Here is a 19,057-nt window from a genome sequence, read left to right as displayed (position 1 = left end):
TACCCTCATTAATATTATATCACCAAATATTTAAAATATTAACAAAATTTTAAATATTTTCACAAATTATAAAGAAAATTATGACAATTAAATATTAACAATTAACTAACACTAAATTAACAAGTTATACACAGGGATAATGTGGATAATGTGGATAACTTATTTTAAAGTTATGTTATAATAAAAATTAAGTTTTACAGAATAGGAGAGTATCGTAATGAAGAAAAAAGGATTTATTTTATTTAGAATTGTGTTAATAGCTATTATTGCAATGCTCAGCTTAAATCATGTATGGAGTAAGGTAAGTTATGATAACAGATTTTCAAATTTCAAAAAAAATAGTTTATTGTCATCTAAAGAATATAGATCGATTCCTGTGCTTATGTATCATTCTATATCTAATGATGAAGAAGGATTATTTGTGGTATGTAAAGAGGAATTTGAAAAACAAATGAACTATTTGAAAAATACAGGTTTTAAGACTTTAACTTTAGATGAGTTATTTAAATATTTTCGTAATAATGAAAAAGTACCACAAAAATCAGTAGTTATAACATTTGATGACGGGTATGAAGATAATTATACAAACGCATATCCTATTTTACGTAAGAATAAAATGAAAGCGACAGTTTTTGTGGTTACTAATTGTATTGATAAAGGATCTTATTATATGAATTCAAATCAATTGAAAGAAATACAAAATACTTGTATAGATGTTCAATCCCATACTTTAGATCACTCAAAATTGGACAAGCTATCTTATGAAAAACAAGTTAAAGAATTAAAGGGTTCAAAATCTTTTTTAGAAAAACTTCTCAATAAAAAAGTGGAGTATTTGGCATATCCATTTGGTAGGTATAATGATAATACATTAAAAGCTATTGATAAATGTAATTATAAAATGGCATTTACTACACGTATTGGGTGGTCAAATAAAAAACAGGGTTTAAATAAATTAAATAGAATATATATTCCAGGATATATGAATTTGGAACTGTTTAAGAAAATTTTAAATTAAACTGAATTATGTATAAAAAAATATAAATAATATTTGAAAATATACGATAAACAATAGTATAATTTTGTATAGATATTTAATATAGTAAATATGAATATATTAACTAATGTATGAATATTAATACATTTAAAAAAGAGGGGGAGGTACCTTGAAAAGAAAAATTAAAATATTCAATATACTAATTTTAACATTTTTTATTTGTGCAATGATAGTTCCTAAGCAGGCTTTTGGTCAGGATTTTAAAACTGGGTATACAGTACTAGCACCTAGAAGTGACATAGAAGTAAATAAAGTTTGGAAAGTAAAATTTAATATGAGATTGGATGGATCAACAGTTAACAATAATAATATAAGAGTGGTTGATTCAAGTGGTAAAAGTTTAGGTGTAAAAGTTAAATTAGATTCAAAACACGATACAACAATTTTATTAGATTTACCAACTTTAGGATATTATCCAGGGAAACAATATTACTTAATAGTAGAGAAAAGTGTAAGATCTAAATCAGGTAGTCAATTGCCTAATCCTGTAAGTATGCAATTCAAAATAAAAGGACAAGTTGAAGATGGTTCAAGTTATGAAAATTTACCTAAAATTATAGATTGTAAATTAAACACTGAACCAGTTTCTCCAAGTGGTAGAAAAGAATTTGTAATTAAATCAATAAATGGTACTAATGTTCAGTATAGACTGTATCTTTATAAATATACAAATTATAAATATGAATTTTATAAAGAGATAACTAATGGTTATATAAACGGAAGTAATAATTATCAATATAATTATAATAATAATATTGATGTAGGTGATTATAAGGTAGTAGCATATGTTAAAAGGGCAAATGTAAAAGGTGTGCATGAGGATTCTAATACTGATTTTGATAATTATTATACTAATTATTTTAGAGCAGTGAATAATTCAATTCAAAATGCAATTTATAAAGATTATGATATTACTTTTGATGATATAGTACAAAGACAATTTAATTGGAAAACTTCAAAATATTCTTTTGGAAATGTATGGTCTATTGCTAGTAAAAACTTGATAAGATATTATATGAATCCACAAAATTTTATGGATAGTACAGGTAAATACATGTTTATGAAATTAGATCATGTTCCAACTGGAATTACAGCAGATGATTTGAATAGTGTTTTAAAAGGCAAAGGTATTTTAGAAGAAAAAGGACAAGCATTTATAGATGCAGCAAAAAAATACAATGTAAATCCAATCTATTTAGTTGTACATGCTTTACTTGAAACAGGTAATGGAACGTCAACTTTAGCTAAAGGGGTAGTTGTAAGTTATGTTGATGGAAATATTGTAGAACCTAAAAAAACTCATAATTTTTTTGGAGTACATGCTTATGATTCTTCAGCATTAAAAAGTGGTTCAGAGTATGCATATAAGCAAGGATGGTTTACTCCAGAAGATGCAATAGATGGAGGAGCTAAATGGATATCTGAAAAGTATATAAATAGTACAAGCAAATATAATGAGGATAAACACACTCTTTATAATATGAAATGGAATCCTAAGTATCCAGCAACTCTTCAATATGCAACAGATATTAGATGGGCATATGCACAAACTAAATTAATGGTTAGATATTTTTCTGACGAATTGGATAGCAGTGTAGTTTTTGAATTGCCAAGATATAAAAAATAATGTAATAGTATAGATAATATGTTATAATGCTTATAGGTTATTGAGAAAAAGAGGTATTATATAGAAAGAGGGTAGTTGGCTAAAAGCTAACTATCCTCTTTTTTAATTATTAATGGGGGCATTTGGTTTATATTTTAAACTCATTTAATAGTATTACCATATTTTTATATAATATTCACTTAATGATATTAAAATTTTGATATTTATTAATAATTTACAAAAATATGCAAAATAAAATATTGACTTTTTGGGTATATGTTGATAATGTTGCTGTGGAGGTGTTTGATATGAAGGCTGTAGATTTGAAGAAAAAGGGGTATAATTGCTGTGAGTCAATAATTGAATCGGTAAATGAAAAAAAGAATACTAATATTCCTATTTGTATAGGTACTCCTTTTGGAGTAGGGATGGGGGTAGGAAGTACATGTGGTGCTATAACTGGAGCTATAATAAGCATGGGATATTTAAAGGGAAGGTCTAATCCATCAGAAAAGAATGCAGTTTCAAAAGAAGTAAGAGAGGTTTTAAAGGAAGTAAAAGAAAAGTATGGTACTTTAAATTGTAGAGAGTTAAAAAGTAAAGGAATAACTTGTGAAGAAGTAATAGATTATGTAGATAATATTTTAGATAAGTATATATAATTTTAAATCCATCTTATATCAATTGGTTTATTATAATATTTGGTATAAGATGGAATATTTTTGTGTAAATCATAAAAAAATTTTAATTCAGTATTTCTATTAAGTAGAATTTTTAATGTATTAATTTTCTATATTAATAAATAAACCTAGCGTATAACTTTTTTCATCAATTTGTTTCATTCTTTCTTTGGTATTTTGATAGTTTTGATATAATTAAAAAAAATTTTTAAGGTCGAAAAGTGTGGTAATTTTTGTATAAATTAATGGTTAATATTGGTTGAAAACATAGTATAATATTGTTTGTAGCATAAAAAGTTTAATATTTGTTTTTATTATAAGAAAGATGGCAAAAAGGGGGGGCTATATAAGTGGATCAATTGTGTGACTGTATACTTAATAATAAGGAATGGGTTACATATGAAGTTATCTATTATATGAAGTCTATCAATGAAGGTAAAGATATAGCTATAGACAAAGATATTATACAAAAAGGAATTTATGATACAGTAAAATATATAAGGGAATATAAGGAGATTAAAGAAGTAAAAGAAATAATAAGTAGTTCTGTAATTAAAATATATGAAATTATAGAGAATAAAATGAATAAAGGATATTTTATTTCTATGATAAAGAGTTTTAAGTGGTCATTCATAGAACTTGTCAAAAATACAAGCTTTTCAAGTGAACAAAAATATAAATATTATGTTTTTATTGAAAAAATGTTTGATGAGTTTGAAATTAGCTTTTATAAACAGTGGACTAAGGCTAGTGAAAGTGACATAAAATTTAAGGGTTTAGCAGAAACAATGACATCTTCAATATTTATTCATAATGGTAATAATTTTTTATATGTAAATCCTATAACAGAGGATTTTACTGGATATACAAAGAAAGAACTATATGGAATGAAAGTTTGGGAAATAATTCATCCATATTATAGAAAATTTGTAAGAGAACTAGCAGAGGGATTGCATAGAAATAATAAAAATAGAAGTTGTAGTTATGAGATTAAAATACTAACGAAAGAAAATGAACAAAAATCTATTATGGTAAATCGTTCCCCTATTATATTAGGTGGTGAAAAAGTAGTTATAGGAGTAGGTGTTGATGATACTAAAAGAAAAGAAATGCAAAAAACTATAAAAGAAAATGAAAAAAAAATAGAAGGGTTATTACAAACTTGTAATATTGGAATTGAAATTACAAAAAAAACTGAGTTGATTTATTTAAATACGTATATGGCAAATATTACAGGTTATAGCAAAGAAGAGTTATTATGTATGAGCATATATGATATTATTCACAATGATTTTAAAGAAGTATTTTGTAATTTAATAAATAGTGATGAAAATAAAAAATGGTTTAAGTGTGAAATGAAGATTTTAAAAAGAAATGGTGAAGAAAGATGGGTAGATGTAAGTGGAAGTAGGCTAAAAATAGATAATGAAAGATACAACATAGTTTGTTTTAATGATATTACTGAACAAAAAAATATAAACGAAAAATTAAAGCAAAGAGAAGAAGATCATAAAAGACTTTTGGAATTTTTACCAGATACTGTATTAGTAAGGAAGGATAATAAGATTTTATATATAAACAGTGCTGGTATAAAATTATTTGGGTATGAAAATTGCAATGAACTGATAGGTAAGAAATTTTCAGATTTGTTTAATATAGTATGGTGTAATAGAAAAGGGTTACATGATCAAAAATTATTAAATATAAAAGAAAATGTATTAGTAGAAAAAAGAGTGAAAAGGAAAAAAGATGGTAAAGTATTAGATATTGAAATAGCTGAATCTTGTTGTACTTTTCAAAATGAAAAGGTTAGAATTACTATATGTAGAGATATATCTCACAAGAAAAAAATTGAACGATTGAAGAAAAATATGGAAATAAAAACCAAACAATTAAGAGAAATCAGGGAATATGATAAATTAAAAACTGAGTTTTTTTCTAATATGTCTCATGAACTTCGTACACCTTTAAATGTTATTTTAGGAGCAATACAACTCTTAAATATAATGTCAGATAATAGTACTATTGTAGGTAAAGGCAGATTAAAAAAATATTTATCTGTAATAAAACAAAATTGTTATAGGCTAATTAAATTATCAAATAATCTACTTGATATTACTAAAATTGATTCGGGATATTTTAAAATGAAAATAAATAATTATGATATTATAGATATAATAAACGATATAATTAAATCAGTTGATAAATATATACAAAAAAAACATATAAATATGGAATTTACAACTGAACTTAAAGAAAGTATAGTAGCTTGTGATTATGAAATGATAGAGAGAAGTGTTTTGAATTTACTTTCGAATGCAGTGAAATTTACACCTAAATATGGAACAATAAAAATTAGAGTTTACAATTTAGATAAGTATATTTCTATATCAGTAAGAGATAATGGTATAGGAATACCTAAAAATAAACAAAAACTTATATTTCATAAGTTTGTACAAGTAGATAAATCTCTTTCAAGAAATGCAGAAGGCACAGGAATGGGACTTTCTATTGTTAAATCATTGGTAGAGTTACACCAAGGAAAAGTATGTCTTAAAAGTGAACTAGGAAAGGGAAGTGAATTTAAGATATTACTTCCAAATAAAAAAATTAATAAATTTGATAGCAAAATATATATTGATAATTATATAAATCAATGCGCAATAAAAAATGTTGATATTGAATTTTCAGATATATATGCGTAATGAGTAAAAAACAATTTTAGAACAAAAAAATATATAAAAATGATACAAAATGTACCTAATTTAAATTTGGTACTTATTTTTTTTTTTTTATTTTTTTTGTGGGATTATGGGTTAGTATTACGTCTATATAAGTGAAATTAAATAAATTTAGGAGGAGAGTATATGAAAAAATTGGGAAGTATTACTGCAGCAGCAGGTTTTATATTTTATGGTGTGTGGTTAATTATTAGGAATATAGATTATGCACTATCGCTGCAAATTTTTAAATGGTGGCCTATGATTTTTGTGATTTTAGGAGTAGAAATAATATTCTCTGTTAATAGAAAGGTAGAAAATAAAAAAAGCAGATTTAGTTTTTTGGTAATTCCTGTAATTTTAATTTTTATATTAACAAATGTATATTATTCTGTTAAAAATAAAGTAGGTTCATTTATAGATCAAAATATTTCAATAAGTGAACATGGGTTTAAATTTGGTGAAAATTTTAATATTGGAAGTATGGATGATGGAAAACCAATAGATATACAAAAGCAATTTACTTCACAAGAAAGTGTGTTAAAGTTTAATGTTAATAATGCCAAAATACAAATAAAAAACTCAGATGACAATAGAATAAATATAAAAGGTAAAATATATGTAAATAGAGGTAGTTCTATAGATAAATATGATATTAAAGAGAAAAAAGAAAAAGATGGTTGTAAAGTTTCATTTAGAGAAAATTATGTAAAAGGAACAGAATGTATTATATATGTACCTAAAGGATATTATGTAAAAGTTGATGGCTCAAATTTAAAGGTAAATAGTTATGATTTCAATGGTAATGTAGATGTAGATGGATCAAATGCTGAAGTAGATTTACAAGGGGACATACAGAAGTGTTTTGTTGATTTAACTAATGGAAAAGTAAATTTAAATAACAAAATTTGTAATGATGTAAAAATAGATGCTAATAATGGAGTAGTTACAGTAAATACAGAGGATAAAAACTTTAAAGCTTATATAGAAATGGATAATGGAGTTTGCAAAGTAGATGGTGAAAAAAGAATAAATTCAGGAATTTCAAAGAAGATAGGTAATGGAAATGGGAAAGTAAGTATTAAATTAAATAATGGAGTTGCAAACATAAAAAGTGGGGAGTGATTAGTATTGAATGACGAAGAAATAATTGAAAGGATAAAAAAAGGTGATAAACATAGTTTTGTAAAAGTAGTTGATTTGTATAAAAATAAAATTATTTCTCTATGTTATTCATATACTAATGATTATTATGAGGCTGAAGATTTATCACAAGAGGTTTTTGTCACTTTATATAAGAATATTAATAAATTTAGATTAGAATGCTCACTATCCACTTATATTTATAAAATTAGTTTATCAAAATGTATAGATTATAAAAGAAAGAAAAAAGTAAAAAGTTTTTTGGGAGGGTTATTAAATATACAAAAGGTAGAGGAAGAAGATTTGGATGAAAAAAATTATATAAGACAATGTATAAATAATCTTCCACGAAAATTGAAGGTACCTATTGTTCTTTATTATTATGTAGGATTAAATCAGAAAGAAATAGGAGACATATTAAATATTTCACAAAAAGCAGTAGAAGGTAGAATTTATAGAGCTAAGAAGAACTTAAAAATAAAGTTTGAGAGGGAGGATGTGGTAGTGTGCAAGAAAAATTTGATTATTTAGATAAAATTATAAAAGATTCTTTTGAAGATATAGAAACAGATAAAGGTTATGATATACGATTAATGAATAAAATAAACAATTTACCCCAAAAAAATTCAAATAGAGAAAGATATCGTATAGCAGCATTAAGTTTAATGTTATCTGGTTTTTTGATGTTGATTATATATACGTCTAGTTTACAGTACAATATAATAAATGCCAAGATGAAAATAAAAACAAGTATTTCTATGATTGAACAAAATCACAATGATACTTTTAATTTTTTTAAATTTTTTTTAGGAGAGTGATACAATGGAAAGAAGAAGTGGTTTTTTAACTTTTTTAGCTGCTTTAATCCCGGGAGTAGGATATATGTATTTAGGCTTACTAAATATGGGAATTCAAGCACTTTTAATATTTTTACTAATAGGACCATTGTTTAGTTTAATAGGATTAGGTGCATTAGCAGGAATATTTAAATTTGCATTATGGTTATATACTTTTTTTGATACTTTTAATATTGCACACAAAATAGATAGAGGAGAAAATATAAATGATTGTGAATTGTTTTTTAGGAGATATAATGGTTTTCAACATACTAAAACACAAAATGATAATTTAAATAATGATGATAATTATACACATACTTTTAATAAGTTGAATAACAAGAGAGATTTACAAATAATAGGATGGATATTTATAATCTTAGGTGGATTAGCTGTTATCAATAAGGTATTTGAGGGTAATGATATATATTATATGATTAAATCATCTATAAGCCAATATTTTGTACCAGTACTATTTATAGTAGCAGGTATATATATATTATATAAAAAAGAGAAAAGATAATTATAATAAAAAAAGTTTGTGAATTTGTAATTCATAAGCTTTTTTATATTATATTTGACAATAATAAATATATGATATAAAATTTTATATACCTACACAGGGTATAAGGAGGATTATATGAAAAAAATTATTAAATATATAGTAATTTGTGTATTAATTTTAGGAGTAGTAGGATTTTATTACAAAAAAAATATTTATACAAAAAAAGATTCTAATACAATTGAAAATCAACAACAAACGCATACAAAAAGTGCAGGTATGCCTCAATTGCTAGAATTAGGTACAGATACATGACCAGCATGTGTTAAAATGAAATATATCTTACAGGATGTAAGAAAAAAATATGATGATAAAGTAAAGATAACAATAGTTAATTTAGAAGAAAATCCAGAATATGCAGAAAAATATGATGTATCACTTATACCTACATTAGTATTTTTAAATAAAGATGGTAGTGTATATAAAAAGTCAGAAGGATTATTAAATTCTAAAGAAATAGAGAAGATTTTTAAAGATATGGGAATAGAATAGTGTAAATTGAAAACTAATTCATACTATTTTTAAATTCATTTAAGTTTTCTTCATTTATGAAAGGTGATGAAAATTTAAATGTTTTTTTATGTCCACAAGTATCACATATACATTCACAAATATCATAAGGTAAAGAATTTATAATATTTACTTTTATTGATTCAGCTAAGAAGCTTCCTCCACAGATTTCACAAGGAGTTGAATTAATTATGTTATATTCACTTTCTATGTATTTCATTATGTCTCTTAATGTCATTTCAAATCCTCCAGTCATTTAAATAAGTTCAAGAACAATAATATCATTAGTAAAATATATTTTCAAGTTTGTACAATTTAACTTTTATAGATATAGAAACAAAGTTTTTATAAACAACAGTTTTACTTTGATAGAATTAGAATAAAGGAATGCAGTGTATGTATAGTTAAATGTGATATACTATTTAATAAAATTATAGTTATTTTAAATTTTGAATTGGAAAAGCATATATTATTTCAAAAAAGTTGGTTGTAGAATAAAAACAAAAGAAAATACTAGTAAAATGAAGAAAACAGCAAGAATATTTACATAAACTTAATAGAAAGCTCAAATGAAAAATATGAGATTATTGACAAAGAAATGAAATAATAATATAAATAATATAGAACAATTAATTAAAAAGTATACAACATTTATGTTAAAAGTATATATTATATAATATACATATAAAAAATTAGGGGGATTTTAAAATGAAAATTAGAGTTGGTATTAATGGCTTTGGTAGAATAGGAAGAACATTTCTTAGAATAGCAGAAAAAAATTTGAATAAAGATTTAGATATTGTTGCTATAAATGCAAGAGCAGATTCAAAGACATTAGCTCATTTGTTTAAATATGATTCTTGTTTTGGAAGATTTGATGGAGAAGTTAAAGTAGAGGATAATGCAATTATAATAAATGGTAAAAAAATATTGATTCTTCATGAAGATAAACCAAGTGATTTGCCTTGGAAAAAACTTGATGTAGATATAGTTATAGAGTCTACAGGAAAATTTAAAACAAGAGAACAACTTAATGGACACATAGAAGCAGGAGCTAGCAAGGTTATACTTACAGCCCCAGCTAAAAGCAATGCTGAAGATATAACTGTAGTAATGGGTGTTAATGAAGAAAATTATGATAATGGAAAACACAATATAATTTCTAATGCATCATGTACAACAAACTGTCTTGCACCAGTTGCAAAAGTTATTGATGAGAAATTTGGAATAGTAAAAGGTTTTATGACAACCATTCATTCATATACAAATGACCAGAGAATTTTAGATAAAACACATAAAGATTTAAGAAGAGCAAGAGCAGCGGCAGAATCAATAATACCAACTACTACAGGTGCAGCTAAAGCTGTTGCAAAAGTACTACCACAGTTAAAAGGTAAACTTAATGGATTTGCATTAAGAGTTCCAACTCCAACAGTTTCTATAACAGATTTAGTATGTGAAATAAAAACAAATGCTACTATGGAAGAAATTAATCAAGCATTTGAAGAAGCTTCTAAAAAGGAATTAAAAGGGATTTTAGGTTATTGTGAAGAGCCTTTAGTTTCTACAGATTATAAGGGTGATGATAGATCAACAATTGTAGATGCATTATCAACTATGGTAATTGGTGATAATATGATAAAAGTAGCTGCATGGTATGATAATGAATGGGGATATTCAGCAAGAGTTGTGGATTTAACTAATTATGTAGCAGCTGAAATGAAGAAAAATCAACAACAAAACAGAAAAATAGCAGGATAATTCAATTCTATATTGAATTATTATATAGCAACTTTTTTTATTTGAAATTACCTAATATATTTAAATTAAACGTTTACCTCATACTTAAAATAGTATGAGGCTTTTTTTGAAAAAAGAATATTTTATATGAAAAATTACAATAATACATATTAAAAGAAAATATAATTTGAGAGGAGGTAAGTTGGTGAGTGATATAGAGTTTATTAATGATATACCACCTCAGGAGCAAAAGGATAAACCAGGATTAGAGTATATTATGAATCCAAGACCTATCTTTGAACATATTAAATATAAAGCCTCTAATAAATTAGAAAATAAGGTAGCAATAATTACAGGAGGGGATAGTGGTATAGGTAGAGCAGTAGCTGTTCTATATGCAAAAGAAGGTGCAGATGTAGTTATAGTTTATTTAAATGAAGATATAGATGCACAAGAAACTAAAAAAATTATAGAAGAAAAGGGATGTAGAGCCATTACAATACGTGGAGATATATCTGATGAAAAATTTTGTGACAGTGTGGTAAAAAAAACAATAGATGAATTTGGAAAAATTGATATTTTGGTTAATAATGCAGCTGAACAATGTGCTCAAAATAGTATTGAAGATATAACGAAAGAACAGTTGTATAGAACTTTTGAGGTAAATATATTTTCAATATTTTATATGACTAAAGCTTGTCTACCATATTTGCAAGAGGGAAGTTGTATAATTAATACATCTTCTGTTACTGCTTATGCAGGTAATGAAAGATTAATAGATTATTCTTCTACAAAAGGTGCAATAGTTTCTTTTACTCGTTCGTTAGCATTATCTCTTGCAGAAAAAAGAATAAGGGTGAATTGTGTTGCTCCAGGACCAATATGGACTCCATTAATACCTTCATGTTTTACAAAAGAGGAAGTAGCTAAATTTGGTCAAAGTACATCGTATAAGCGTCCAGGCCAACCAGTGGAAGTAGCCCCAAGCTTTGTGTTTTTAGCATCGGATGATGCATCTTACATAACAGGAGAAACTATTCATATTAATGGTGGAAAAATAGTAAATGGATAAATAGAAGCTGTTTATAATTTTTGTAAACAGCTTCTATTTTTGTAAGAATATCATATACTAAAAATTTTTAATATTCTGATATATTTATTGAAATATATTTTATAAATGATATAATAATACTAAACGATAGAAATGAATTATGCGTTAATAACAAGGGGAATCATAAATGAATAATACAGAGTATATGAATAAATTTTCAGAGAAACTTAAATCATATTTTGATATAGAATATGATAAAAAAATATTTGACAGAAAATTCAATATGTTCGCGAAATTTAATCAAAGAACATCAAGATATCTAATACTTAAAAAGGCTGAGTTTTATGCTTTTCAAAATAATGAATATATCTTCTATGAAAATATATACGAAAATATAGACAGATCTCATATCCTTCATATAAAAAATTTCCTGGATGAAAATGTAGAAAAGATAATAAATATAAATAAAGAACATATGTGTAGTATTTTAACTTTTATACTTTGTGGAAATATAGACTTAGATGATGATACTAAGAAAGCAATTAAAAGATTTAAATACTATAAAAGTTTTGCTTTTGGTTTTAAAGGGTGGGTAAATGTAAAACTAATATTCATTAATCCTGAAACTAATGATATTTATACAAATAAATTTGGAAGGGGTGATGTTAAAAAATTATTATTTAATAATTAGTAGTAAAGTTTATAATTTTTTCTAAACATTTTAAAGGGGGTATTATATATGAATTCTCTTTTCTTAATTTTAATTGCAATCATAGTTTTTTTAGTTGCTTATACAACTTATGGTGCGTGGCTTGCTAAAAAGTGGGGAATAGATCCCAAAAGACCAACGCCAGCACACACTAGAAATGATGGAATTGACTATGTGCCAGCTAAGGCTCCAGTACTTTTAGGTCACCATTTTTCTTCAATAGCAGGGGCAGGACCTATAGTGGGACCTATTGCAGCAGCAATATTTGGTTGGGTACCGGTATTTTTATGGATATTAGTAGGTAGTGTTTTCTTTGGTGGAGTCCATGATATGGGATCTTTATTTGCTTCTGTAAGACATGATGGTAAATCCTTAGGTGAAGTTATTGAACACAATATGGGGAGAAGAGGTAAATTGTTATTTGCTATATTTGCTTGGTTAACATTATTGCTTGTTGTAGCTGCATTTACAAATATTTGTGCTAATACATTTGTAGCAGTTCCTTCAGCAGCAACTTCTTCACTACTATTTATGATATTAGCTATTGGATTTGGATTTTTTGTATATAGAAGAGGTGCAGGACTTGGTGTAAGTAGTGTTATTGGAGTTGTATTATTATTCTTATGTATATGGCTTGGTATGAAATTTCCACTAGAGCTTTCAAGAAATACATGGCTTATTGTTTTATTGATATATATATTTATAGCTTCTGTTACACCTGTATGGATTTTATTACAACCTAGAGATTATTTGAACTCATTTTTATTATATGCAATGTTGCTTGGAGGATTTCTTGGAATAGTAATTATGCATCCAACTCTAAAAATGTCTGGTATTACATCATTTAAAATAAGTGATGGGCAACTACTATTCCCTATGTTATTTGTTACCGTAGCTTGTGGTGCAATATCAGGTTTTCACTCATTGGTTGGTTCAGGTACTACATCTAAACAATTAGATAGTGAAAAAGATATAAAACTTGTAGGATATGGTTCTATGCTTATAGAAGGTGTTCTTGCTACTATAGCTATTATAACAGCAGGATATATTGGTGCCGATAAGCTTGGAGTATTGCTTAAAAATGGTGGACCAGTAAACGTATTTTCTGATGGACTTGGTAATTTTATGACAAGTTTTGGTTTACCATATACAACAGGTAAAAGTTTTACAGCACTTGCAATTTCAGCGTTTGCTTTAACTAGTTTAGACACTGCAACTAGACTTGCTAGATTCATTTTTCAGGAATTATTTGAAAGTAGTAAACAAGGAAAAGAAGCACAACCTAAGCCTAATATATTAACAAATAGATTTGTTGCTACAGGAATAACAGTAGTACTTGGTGGGGCATTAACATTTAAAGGATGGACTAAGATATGGCCATTATTTGGTTCAGCAAATCAATTGTTAGCAGCACTTGCTTTATTATCTTTAGCTGTTTGGTTAAAGAGATCTGGAAAAGAACACAGAATGGCAACTATACCAATGGTATTTATGTTTGCAGTAACATTATTTGCATTGGGACTATTAATTAAAGCTAATATTGGTAAAAGTACAATACTGCTAGTATTTGCTATTATTCTAATGATACTATCTGTAGTATTAATAGTTGAAGCTATAAAATCATTTAGAGATACTCCAGTATCTAAAGATAAGAGTTTTAAAGCATAATATATTTATTGTTTATAAAGCTAACGTATTTATTTACGTTAGCTTTAATTTAATCATAGAGGTGATTCAGAGTGTCTGAAGATAAATTAAAAAAATTTTTAGAAGGATTAAAGCTATTTTTTAAAGGTGCAACAGATTTTAATAGAAAATCAAGAGCTATACTTCAAAAAGAAGCTAGTGAAGAAATGGATAACTTTATGCTAATTTGTTTTGCAGAAATTTTAGGACTACCAATTCCTACTAGTTATTATACATTAGAACTTTTACCATATCTTGCAGAAGACATGGAAAGGTGGCAAAGAAGAATGATGGATAGAAAATCTATTTGGGGAGAAAAATGGGGAGACTATGATTTAGATGCTTAATCAAAGATATTACTAATATTAAAATAACATTTTATAACTTAGATGAGAGGTGTTTGACATGAACAATATAGTATTTTTTGGTGGAAAAGGTGGAGTTGGAAAAACTACTTGTTCTGCCGCTTGTGCAGTATGTTCTGCAAAAAATGGAAGAAAAACACTGTTAATTTCAACAGATCCAGCACATTCTATATCAGATATTTTTGAAAACAAGATAGGCAGGGAAATTATAAATTTAAGAGATAATCTAGATGCAGTAGAAATAGATGCAAATTATGAGAGTGAAAAATATATAAATGGTGTAAGACAAAATCTTAAAAGTGTAATAAGCCCAGTTATTGTAAAGGAAATAAATAAGCAGCTAGATGCAGCATCAGTTTCACCAGGTACTCAGGAAGCAGCTGTTTTTGATAAAATGATAGAAATAATTAATGAAAAGATATATGAATATGACCAGATAATATTTGATACAGCACCTACAGGTCATACATTAAGATTGTTATCTTTACCTGAATTATTAGGTATGTGGACTAATTCACTTATGATGAAGCGTAGAAAAGCATTAAAGTTATCACAAATGGCTGAAAATTCAGCTAAAGTAGATGATAAAAAAATTGAAGATGATCCTATATTAAAAATACTCAATAGAAGAAAAGAGCATATGGAAAAGGCAAGAAAGATAATAATAGATGATAAAAAATTAAGTTTTATATTTGTTTTAAATGCAGAAAAACTTCCTATAGAAGAAACAAAAAAGGCTATAAATGTACTTAATAAATATAATATTCATGTGAATAATTTAGTAGTGAATCGAATATTACCAGAAGATATAAAAGATGAATTTTGGGTAAATAAGAAGAAGTTAGAAAAGAAATATTTAAAAGAAATAGAAAAAGAATTTAAAGACAAAAACATAATAAAATTACCTATGTTAAGTAGTGATATGAGAGCAACTAATATAGACGAGATGGCTGAAAAATTTGAATTACAACTTGACTAAGAAAATTTACTAATAATAATTATTAATAAATATAAAAAGTCTCTTGACAATTAGTATTAGTTAAGTATATAATTAAAACATCAAAAGTTTAGAAAATATATTAAAAAAAATATATAGTAAATAGTAGGAGGATTTTATTATGAAAAAATTTGTTTGTACAATTTGTGGATATATACATGAAGGAAATGAGGCACCAGAAAAGTGTCCTCAATGTGGAGCTCCAAAAGATAAATTTGTTGAAAAAAATGAAGAAAATCTTGCTTGGGCTGATGAGCATAGAGTAGGAATTGCAAAAGATGTAGAGCCAGAAGTTTTAGAAGGGTTAAGAGCTAATTTTACTGGAGAATGTACAGAAGTTGGAATGTATCTTGCAATGAGTAGACAAGCTGATAGAGAGGGATTTCCAGAAATAGCAGAAGCATACAAGAGAATTGCTTGGGAAGAAGCAGAACATGCTGCTAAATTTGCAGAATTACTTGGAGAAGTTGTAACAGATAGCACTAAGAAAAATCTTGAAATGAGAGTAGAAGCAGAGCATGGTGCCTGTCAAGGTAAGAAAGATTTAGCAACATTAGCTAAGAAATTAAACTATGATGCAATACATGACACAGTACATGAAATGTGCAAAGATGAAGCTCGTCATGGTAGTGCATTTAGAGGGTTATTAAATAGACATTTTAAATAAAATACAAACTCCCAAATACCCCCATATAATATCAAAAAATACCTGTGAATTTTGAGTCACAGGTATTTTTTATAACTTTTTTTGCCCATTTATAACTTCTTTTGCCCATTGAATGGCTGAATGAAGTTCTTGTTCAGAAGGATGTCCCTTTTTTATAAATAAAAAACCTTCACCATAACATTCATAGTAATTATCAATTACATTTTGATTTTTTTCTAATAACACATTTTTACAACGATTAATAGCTTTTTTATCACTATGTCCTCTCCCAAACCAGCTTATGAAAAAACTAAATGTTTTTTTATCTGTTGTATTTATAGAATTTATGAAATTAATTAAATTTTTGTGCAAAGTTCCACCATAAATACCACTTCCAAGTAAAACTAAGTCGTAATTTTTTAAATTTAAATTGTCATAGGTACTGTTTTCATTTAATTTAATACAATTTATATTTAGATTTTTAGCGATAGAAAGAGCAATTTTTTCAGTATTACCTGTTGATGTGGCATATAATACTACACAATTCATATAAAATCCCCCTAAAAACCATTAAATTAATATTATTATACTATACTTTTTTATTTATTCATAAGTTGGAGTTAATGCTTAAAGCTATATTAATTACAGTAATAGTGTGTTAAATTATAATAAATTAGTATAGTAACTCATTTAATGAGGAAAATAGGTATTGCAGCAGAATATTATTTGAAAATTATGAAAGTTAATAGTTATATATTTACATACTTTTATTTCTATAAATTTATTCAATATTTGTATAGATAATTATATAATTACGATAAAATTAATTATTATCTTATGGAGGGTGTCCTAACGTTTAAATTAGTTATTTGGGATATGGATGGAGTAATGGTGAGAAATAAGAAAAAATGATATACTAGTAAATTTAAATATGATAGTTAGTCCAGTAGTTAATATTATAGCTGCTGGACTTTTTTATAATTTTTAACCAAAGTGAAAGGTTTTTATGAAATATGTGTCTGCATTCTTATTAGGAAAGTTCATTTAATGTTTTTACAGAAACAACTATATTTTTATCTGTATTTAAATTTTTAACACTAACAGTTCCATTATCATATATTTCATCAATCCAAACAGGGGTATTTTTATAATAAACAGAAATATTTTTTTTAGAATTTAATATTTGTTTAGCTCTTGAACTATTCATTTATAATATCCTCCTAAAAATTAAATTTTAACATTATAAACTTTCACAGCTTACAAATCTAAATTCTGTTAAAATTTATTTTTGTCCTGCAAAAGGTAAGTAATATTATAATTCCCTTTTTCAATAAAATATATTAATTATTTTATTTAGAAAAGAGTTAAATAATAAGTGACTTATTCATATATATTAATGGAATATTAATATATATTGGGGGAAATTTATGATTAATATTATATGGTTTCTAATACTCGTAAGTAGTATAATTTTTGGACTAATAACAGGAAGTGGTGAAGTAATATCAAAATCAATAGTAGATAGTACAGCATCTACAGTTAAATTAATGATTAATTTAGTAGGAATGATGTGTCTCTGGTGTGGGGTCATGAGGATTGCGCAGGAAAGTGGACTTACAGAAAAGCTTGGTAAGATTTTAAGACCTGTATTAGAAAAATTATTTACGAAGGCGGGGAAGGACAAGAAAGCTATGGGAGCTATAATTATGAATTTAACTGCAAATATGATGGGACTTTCAAATGCAGCTACACCATTTGGAATTAAGGCCATGGAAGAAATGCAAAGATTAAATACAAAAAAAGATACTGCAAGTAATGATATGGCTCTATTTTTAGTGTTAAATGCGGCGTGTATTCAATTTGTCCCTACATCTGTTATATCTATAAGAGCAGCTTGTAATTCACAAAATCCAGGGGCTATTATTATTCCAGCAATACTTACAACAGGAACATCAGCATTAGTTGGAATAATAATTTGTAAAATACTTCAAAAACATTTTTAAGTAGTGATTTATAAATAGGGGGTTTTTATGAGTTATATTATTAAATCTATAATTCCTATACTGATAGGATTGATAGTTATATATGGGATGAAAAATGGAGTGAAAGTTTATGAGTGTTTTGTAGATGGTGCAAAAGATGGAATTTCTATATGTGTAAAAATATTTCCATATTTATTAGCTATGTTAATAGCGGTAGCAGTATTTAGACAATCCAAACTGCTAGACTATTTTATATGTTTAATAAAGCCAATTGTAAAATTTATAGGACTTCCTCCAGAGGTTGTGCCATTAGTAATGGTAAAACCTTTATCAGGTAGTGGGGCACTTGGTATTTTTGCTGATACATTGAATAAGTATGGTGCAGATAGTTATATTGGTAAGGTTGCTTCTATAGTAATGGGGTCTACAGAAACTATATTTTATACATTAACTGTTTATTATGGAGCGGTTAAAATTAAGAATATAAGACATACTTTATGGGCAGCAATATTTGCGGATTTAACAGCTATCATAATGGCTGTGACTTTAGCGAAATTTATGTTTTAATAAAATGTAAACAAAATAAAAAAAATACTTGAATATTTATATATAGTATATTATACTATATATAAAGTTTAACAAACTTACCTTAAAAGATTATGAACAACTTAATAAATATAAATATAAATTATATAAAAGAATATGATATAGCCTATAATAAACGAAAGTAAAAATTTAAAATGATTAAAAATATATTGTTTTTAAGG

22 protein-coding genes are annotated in these 19,057 nt (G+C 26.1%); 19 read left to right on the top strand and 3 right to left on the bottom strand.

Translation table 11 applies throughout. The features are described from left to right. The first annotated feature begins 217 nt into the window (after nucleotides 1–217). From ACFIJ5_RS16955 to ACFIJ5_RS16910, 10 genes are all read left to right on the top strand, one after another. On the top strand, nucleotides 218–1,018 hold the full coding sequence (locus tag ACFIJ5_RS16955; RefSeq protein WP_379809157.1) for a polysaccharide deacetylase family protein: 801 nt from the start codon (nucleotides 218–220) through the stop codon (nucleotides 1,016–1,018). Nucleotides 1,019–1,166: 148 nt separating this feature from the next. Beyond that, nucleotides 1,167–2,684, top strand: a complete 1,518-nt coding sequence (locus tag ACFIJ5_RS16950) for an N-acetylglucosaminidase (protein WP_379809155.1) — start codon at nucleotides 1,167–1,169, stop codon at nucleotides 2,682–2,684. A gap of 287 nt (nucleotides 2,685–2,971) precedes the next feature. Then, nucleotides 2,972–3,325, top strand: a complete 354-nt coding sequence (locus ACFIJ5_RS16945) for a C-GCAxxG-C-C family protein (protein WP_379809153.1) — start codon at nucleotides 2,972–2,974, stop codon at nucleotides 3,323–3,325. 368 nt (nucleotides 3,326–3,693) lie between these two features. Next, nucleotides 3,694–6,048 (top strand): PAS domain S-box protein, encoded by a 2,355-nt coding sequence (locus tag ACFIJ5_RS16940; RefSeq protein ID WP_379809151.1) that lies wholly within the window; start codon nucleotides 3,694–3,696, stop codon nucleotides 6,046–6,048. Between the two features lie 162 nt (nucleotides 6,049–6,210). Then, the gene (locus ACFIJ5_RS16935) at nucleotides 6,211–7,188 is read left to right on the top strand and encodes a LiaI-LiaF-like domain-containing protein (protein WP_379809149.1); all 978 of its coding nucleotides are present in this window, start codon (nucleotides 6,211–6,213) and stop codon (nucleotides 7,186–7,188) included. Nucleotides 7,189–7,194: 6 nt separating this feature from the next. Further along, nucleotides 7,195–7,737: an RNA polymerase sigma factor gene (locus ACFIJ5_RS16930; protein ID WP_379809147.1), complete on the top strand. Its 543-nt coding sequence runs from the start codon at nucleotides 7,195–7,197 to the stop codon at nucleotides 7,735–7,737. Beyond that, a complete protein-coding gene (locus ACFIJ5_RS16925) occupies nucleotides 7,713–8,024 on the top strand; it encodes a hypothetical protein (RefSeq protein ID WP_379809145.1) in 312 nt (103 codons plus the stop codon). Before ACFIJ5_RS16930 ends, ACFIJ5_RS16925 begins: the two co-directional genes overlap by 25 nt. 4 nt (nucleotides 8,025–8,028) lie before the next feature. Beyond that, nucleotides 8,029–8,565, top strand: coding sequence for a hypothetical protein (locus ACFIJ5_RS16920; RefSeq protein WP_379809143.1), 537 nt, complete (start codon nucleotides 8,029–8,031; stop codon nucleotides 8,563–8,565). A gap of 117 nt (nucleotides 8,566–8,682) precedes the next feature. Then, entirely contained in the window at nucleotides 8,683–8,859 is a 177-nt protein-coding gene (locus ACFIJ5_RS16915; RefSeq protein WP_379809141.1) for a hypothetical protein, read from the top strand. 15 nt (nucleotides 8,860–8,874) lie between these two features. Further along, nucleotides 8,875–9,096, top strand: a complete 222-nt coding sequence (locus tag ACFIJ5_RS16910; RefSeq protein WP_379809139.1) for a thioredoxin family protein — start codon at nucleotides 8,875–8,877, stop codon at nucleotides 9,094–9,096. Nucleotides 9,097–9,109: 13 nt separating this feature from the next. Here the strand turns inward: ACFIJ5_RS16910 and ACFIJ5_RS16905 are convergent, their stop codons facing one another. Continuing rightward, nucleotides 9,110–9,352, bottom strand: coding sequence for a metal-binding protein (locus tag ACFIJ5_RS16905; RefSeq protein WP_379809137.1), 243 nt, complete (start codon nucleotides 9,350–9,352; stop codon nucleotides 9,110–9,112). A 470-nt stretch (nucleotides 9,353–9,822) separates the two neighbouring features. Between ACFIJ5_RS16905 and gap the strand changes: the two genes are divergently transcribed. From gap to ACFIJ5_RS16870, 7 genes are all read left to right on the top strand, one after another. Continuing rightward, complete coding sequence (gap, locus tag ACFIJ5_RS16900) at nucleotides 9,823–10,875, top strand: type I glyceraldehyde-3-phosphate dehydrogenase (RefSeq protein ID WP_379809135.1); 1,053 nt, start codon at nucleotides 9,823–9,825, stop codon at nucleotides 10,873–10,875. Between the two features lie 181 nt (nucleotides 10,876–11,056). Next, nucleotides 11,057–11,926, top strand: a complete 870-nt coding sequence (locus ACFIJ5_RS16895; RefSeq protein ID WP_379809133.1) for an SDR family oxidoreductase — start codon at nucleotides 11,057–11,059, stop codon at nucleotides 11,924–11,926. Nucleotides 11,927–12,092: 166 nt separating this feature from the next. Then, on the top strand, nucleotides 12,093–12,596 hold the full coding sequence (locus ACFIJ5_RS16890) for a hypothetical protein (RefSeq protein WP_379809131.1): 504 nt from the start codon (nucleotides 12,093–12,095) through the stop codon (nucleotides 12,594–12,596). 48 nt (nucleotides 12,597–12,644) lie between these two features. Further along, nucleotides 12,645–14,282 carry a carbon starvation CstA family protein gene (locus ACFIJ5_RS16885; protein ID WP_379809129.1) on the top strand — a complete coding sequence of 546 codons (1,638 nt, stop codon included), beginning with the start codon at nucleotides 12,645–12,647 and terminating at the stop codon, nucleotides 14,280–14,282. A 71-nt stretch (nucleotides 14,283–14,353) separates the two neighbouring features. Next, nucleotides 14,354–14,647 carry a hypothetical protein gene (locus ACFIJ5_RS16880; protein WP_379809127.1) on the top strand — a complete coding sequence of 98 codons (294 nt, stop codon included), beginning with the start codon at nucleotides 14,354–14,356 and terminating at the stop codon, nucleotides 14,645–14,647. Between the two features lie 58 nt (nucleotides 14,648–14,705). Beyond that, nucleotides 14,706–15,644 (top strand): ArsA family ATPase, encoded by a 939-nt coding sequence (locus ACFIJ5_RS16875; protein ID WP_379809125.1) that lies wholly within the window; start codon nucleotides 14,706–14,708, stop codon nucleotides 15,642–15,644. Between the two features lie 139 nt (nucleotides 15,645–15,783). Beyond that, the gene (locus tag ACFIJ5_RS16870) at nucleotides 15,784–16,329 is read left to right on the top strand and encodes an NADH peroxidase (protein ID WP_379809123.1); all 546 of its coding nucleotides are present in this window, start codon (nucleotides 15,784–15,786) and stop codon (nucleotides 16,327–16,329) included. A gap of 69 nt (nucleotides 16,330–16,398) precedes the next feature. Here the strand turns inward: ACFIJ5_RS16870 and ACFIJ5_RS16865 are convergent, their stop codons facing one another. Further along, nucleotides 16,399–16,857: a flavodoxin domain-containing protein gene (locus tag ACFIJ5_RS16865; protein WP_379809121.1), complete on the bottom strand. Its 459-nt coding sequence runs from the start codon at nucleotides 16,855–16,857 to the stop codon at nucleotides 16,399–16,401. A gap of 481 nt (nucleotides 16,858–17,338) precedes the next feature. Then, on the bottom strand, nucleotides 17,339–17,515 hold the full coding sequence (locus ACFIJ5_RS16860; protein WP_379809119.1) for an H-type small acid-soluble spore protein: 177 nt from the start codon (nucleotides 17,513–17,515) through the stop codon (nucleotides 17,339–17,341). A 220-nt stretch (nucleotides 17,516–17,735) separates the two neighbouring features. Between ACFIJ5_RS16860 and ACFIJ5_RS16855 the strand changes: the two genes are divergently transcribed. Both ACFIJ5_RS16855 and ACFIJ5_RS16850 read left to right on the top strand, forming a co-directional pair. Further along, on the top strand, nucleotides 17,736–18,311 hold the full coding sequence (locus tag ACFIJ5_RS16855) for a nucleoside recognition domain-containing protein (RefSeq protein ID WP_379809117.1): 576 nt from the start codon (nucleotides 17,736–17,738) through the stop codon (nucleotides 18,309–18,311). 27 nt (nucleotides 18,312–18,338) lie between these two features. Then, entirely contained in the window at nucleotides 18,339–18,857 is a 519-nt protein-coding gene (locus ACFIJ5_RS16850; RefSeq protein ID WP_379809115.1) for a spore maturation protein, read from the top strand. The last annotated feature ends 200 nt before the right edge of the window (nucleotides 18,858–19,057 follow it).

The sequence above is a fragment of the Haloimpatiens myeolchijeotgali genome (assembly GCF_042688525.2).
GTDB lineage: Bacteria > Bacillota > Clostridia > Clostridiales > Clostridiaceae > Haloimpatiens.
The sequence above is the reverse complement of the archived record's forward strand: the minus strand, read 5'-3'. Positions and strand labels throughout refer to the sequence as shown.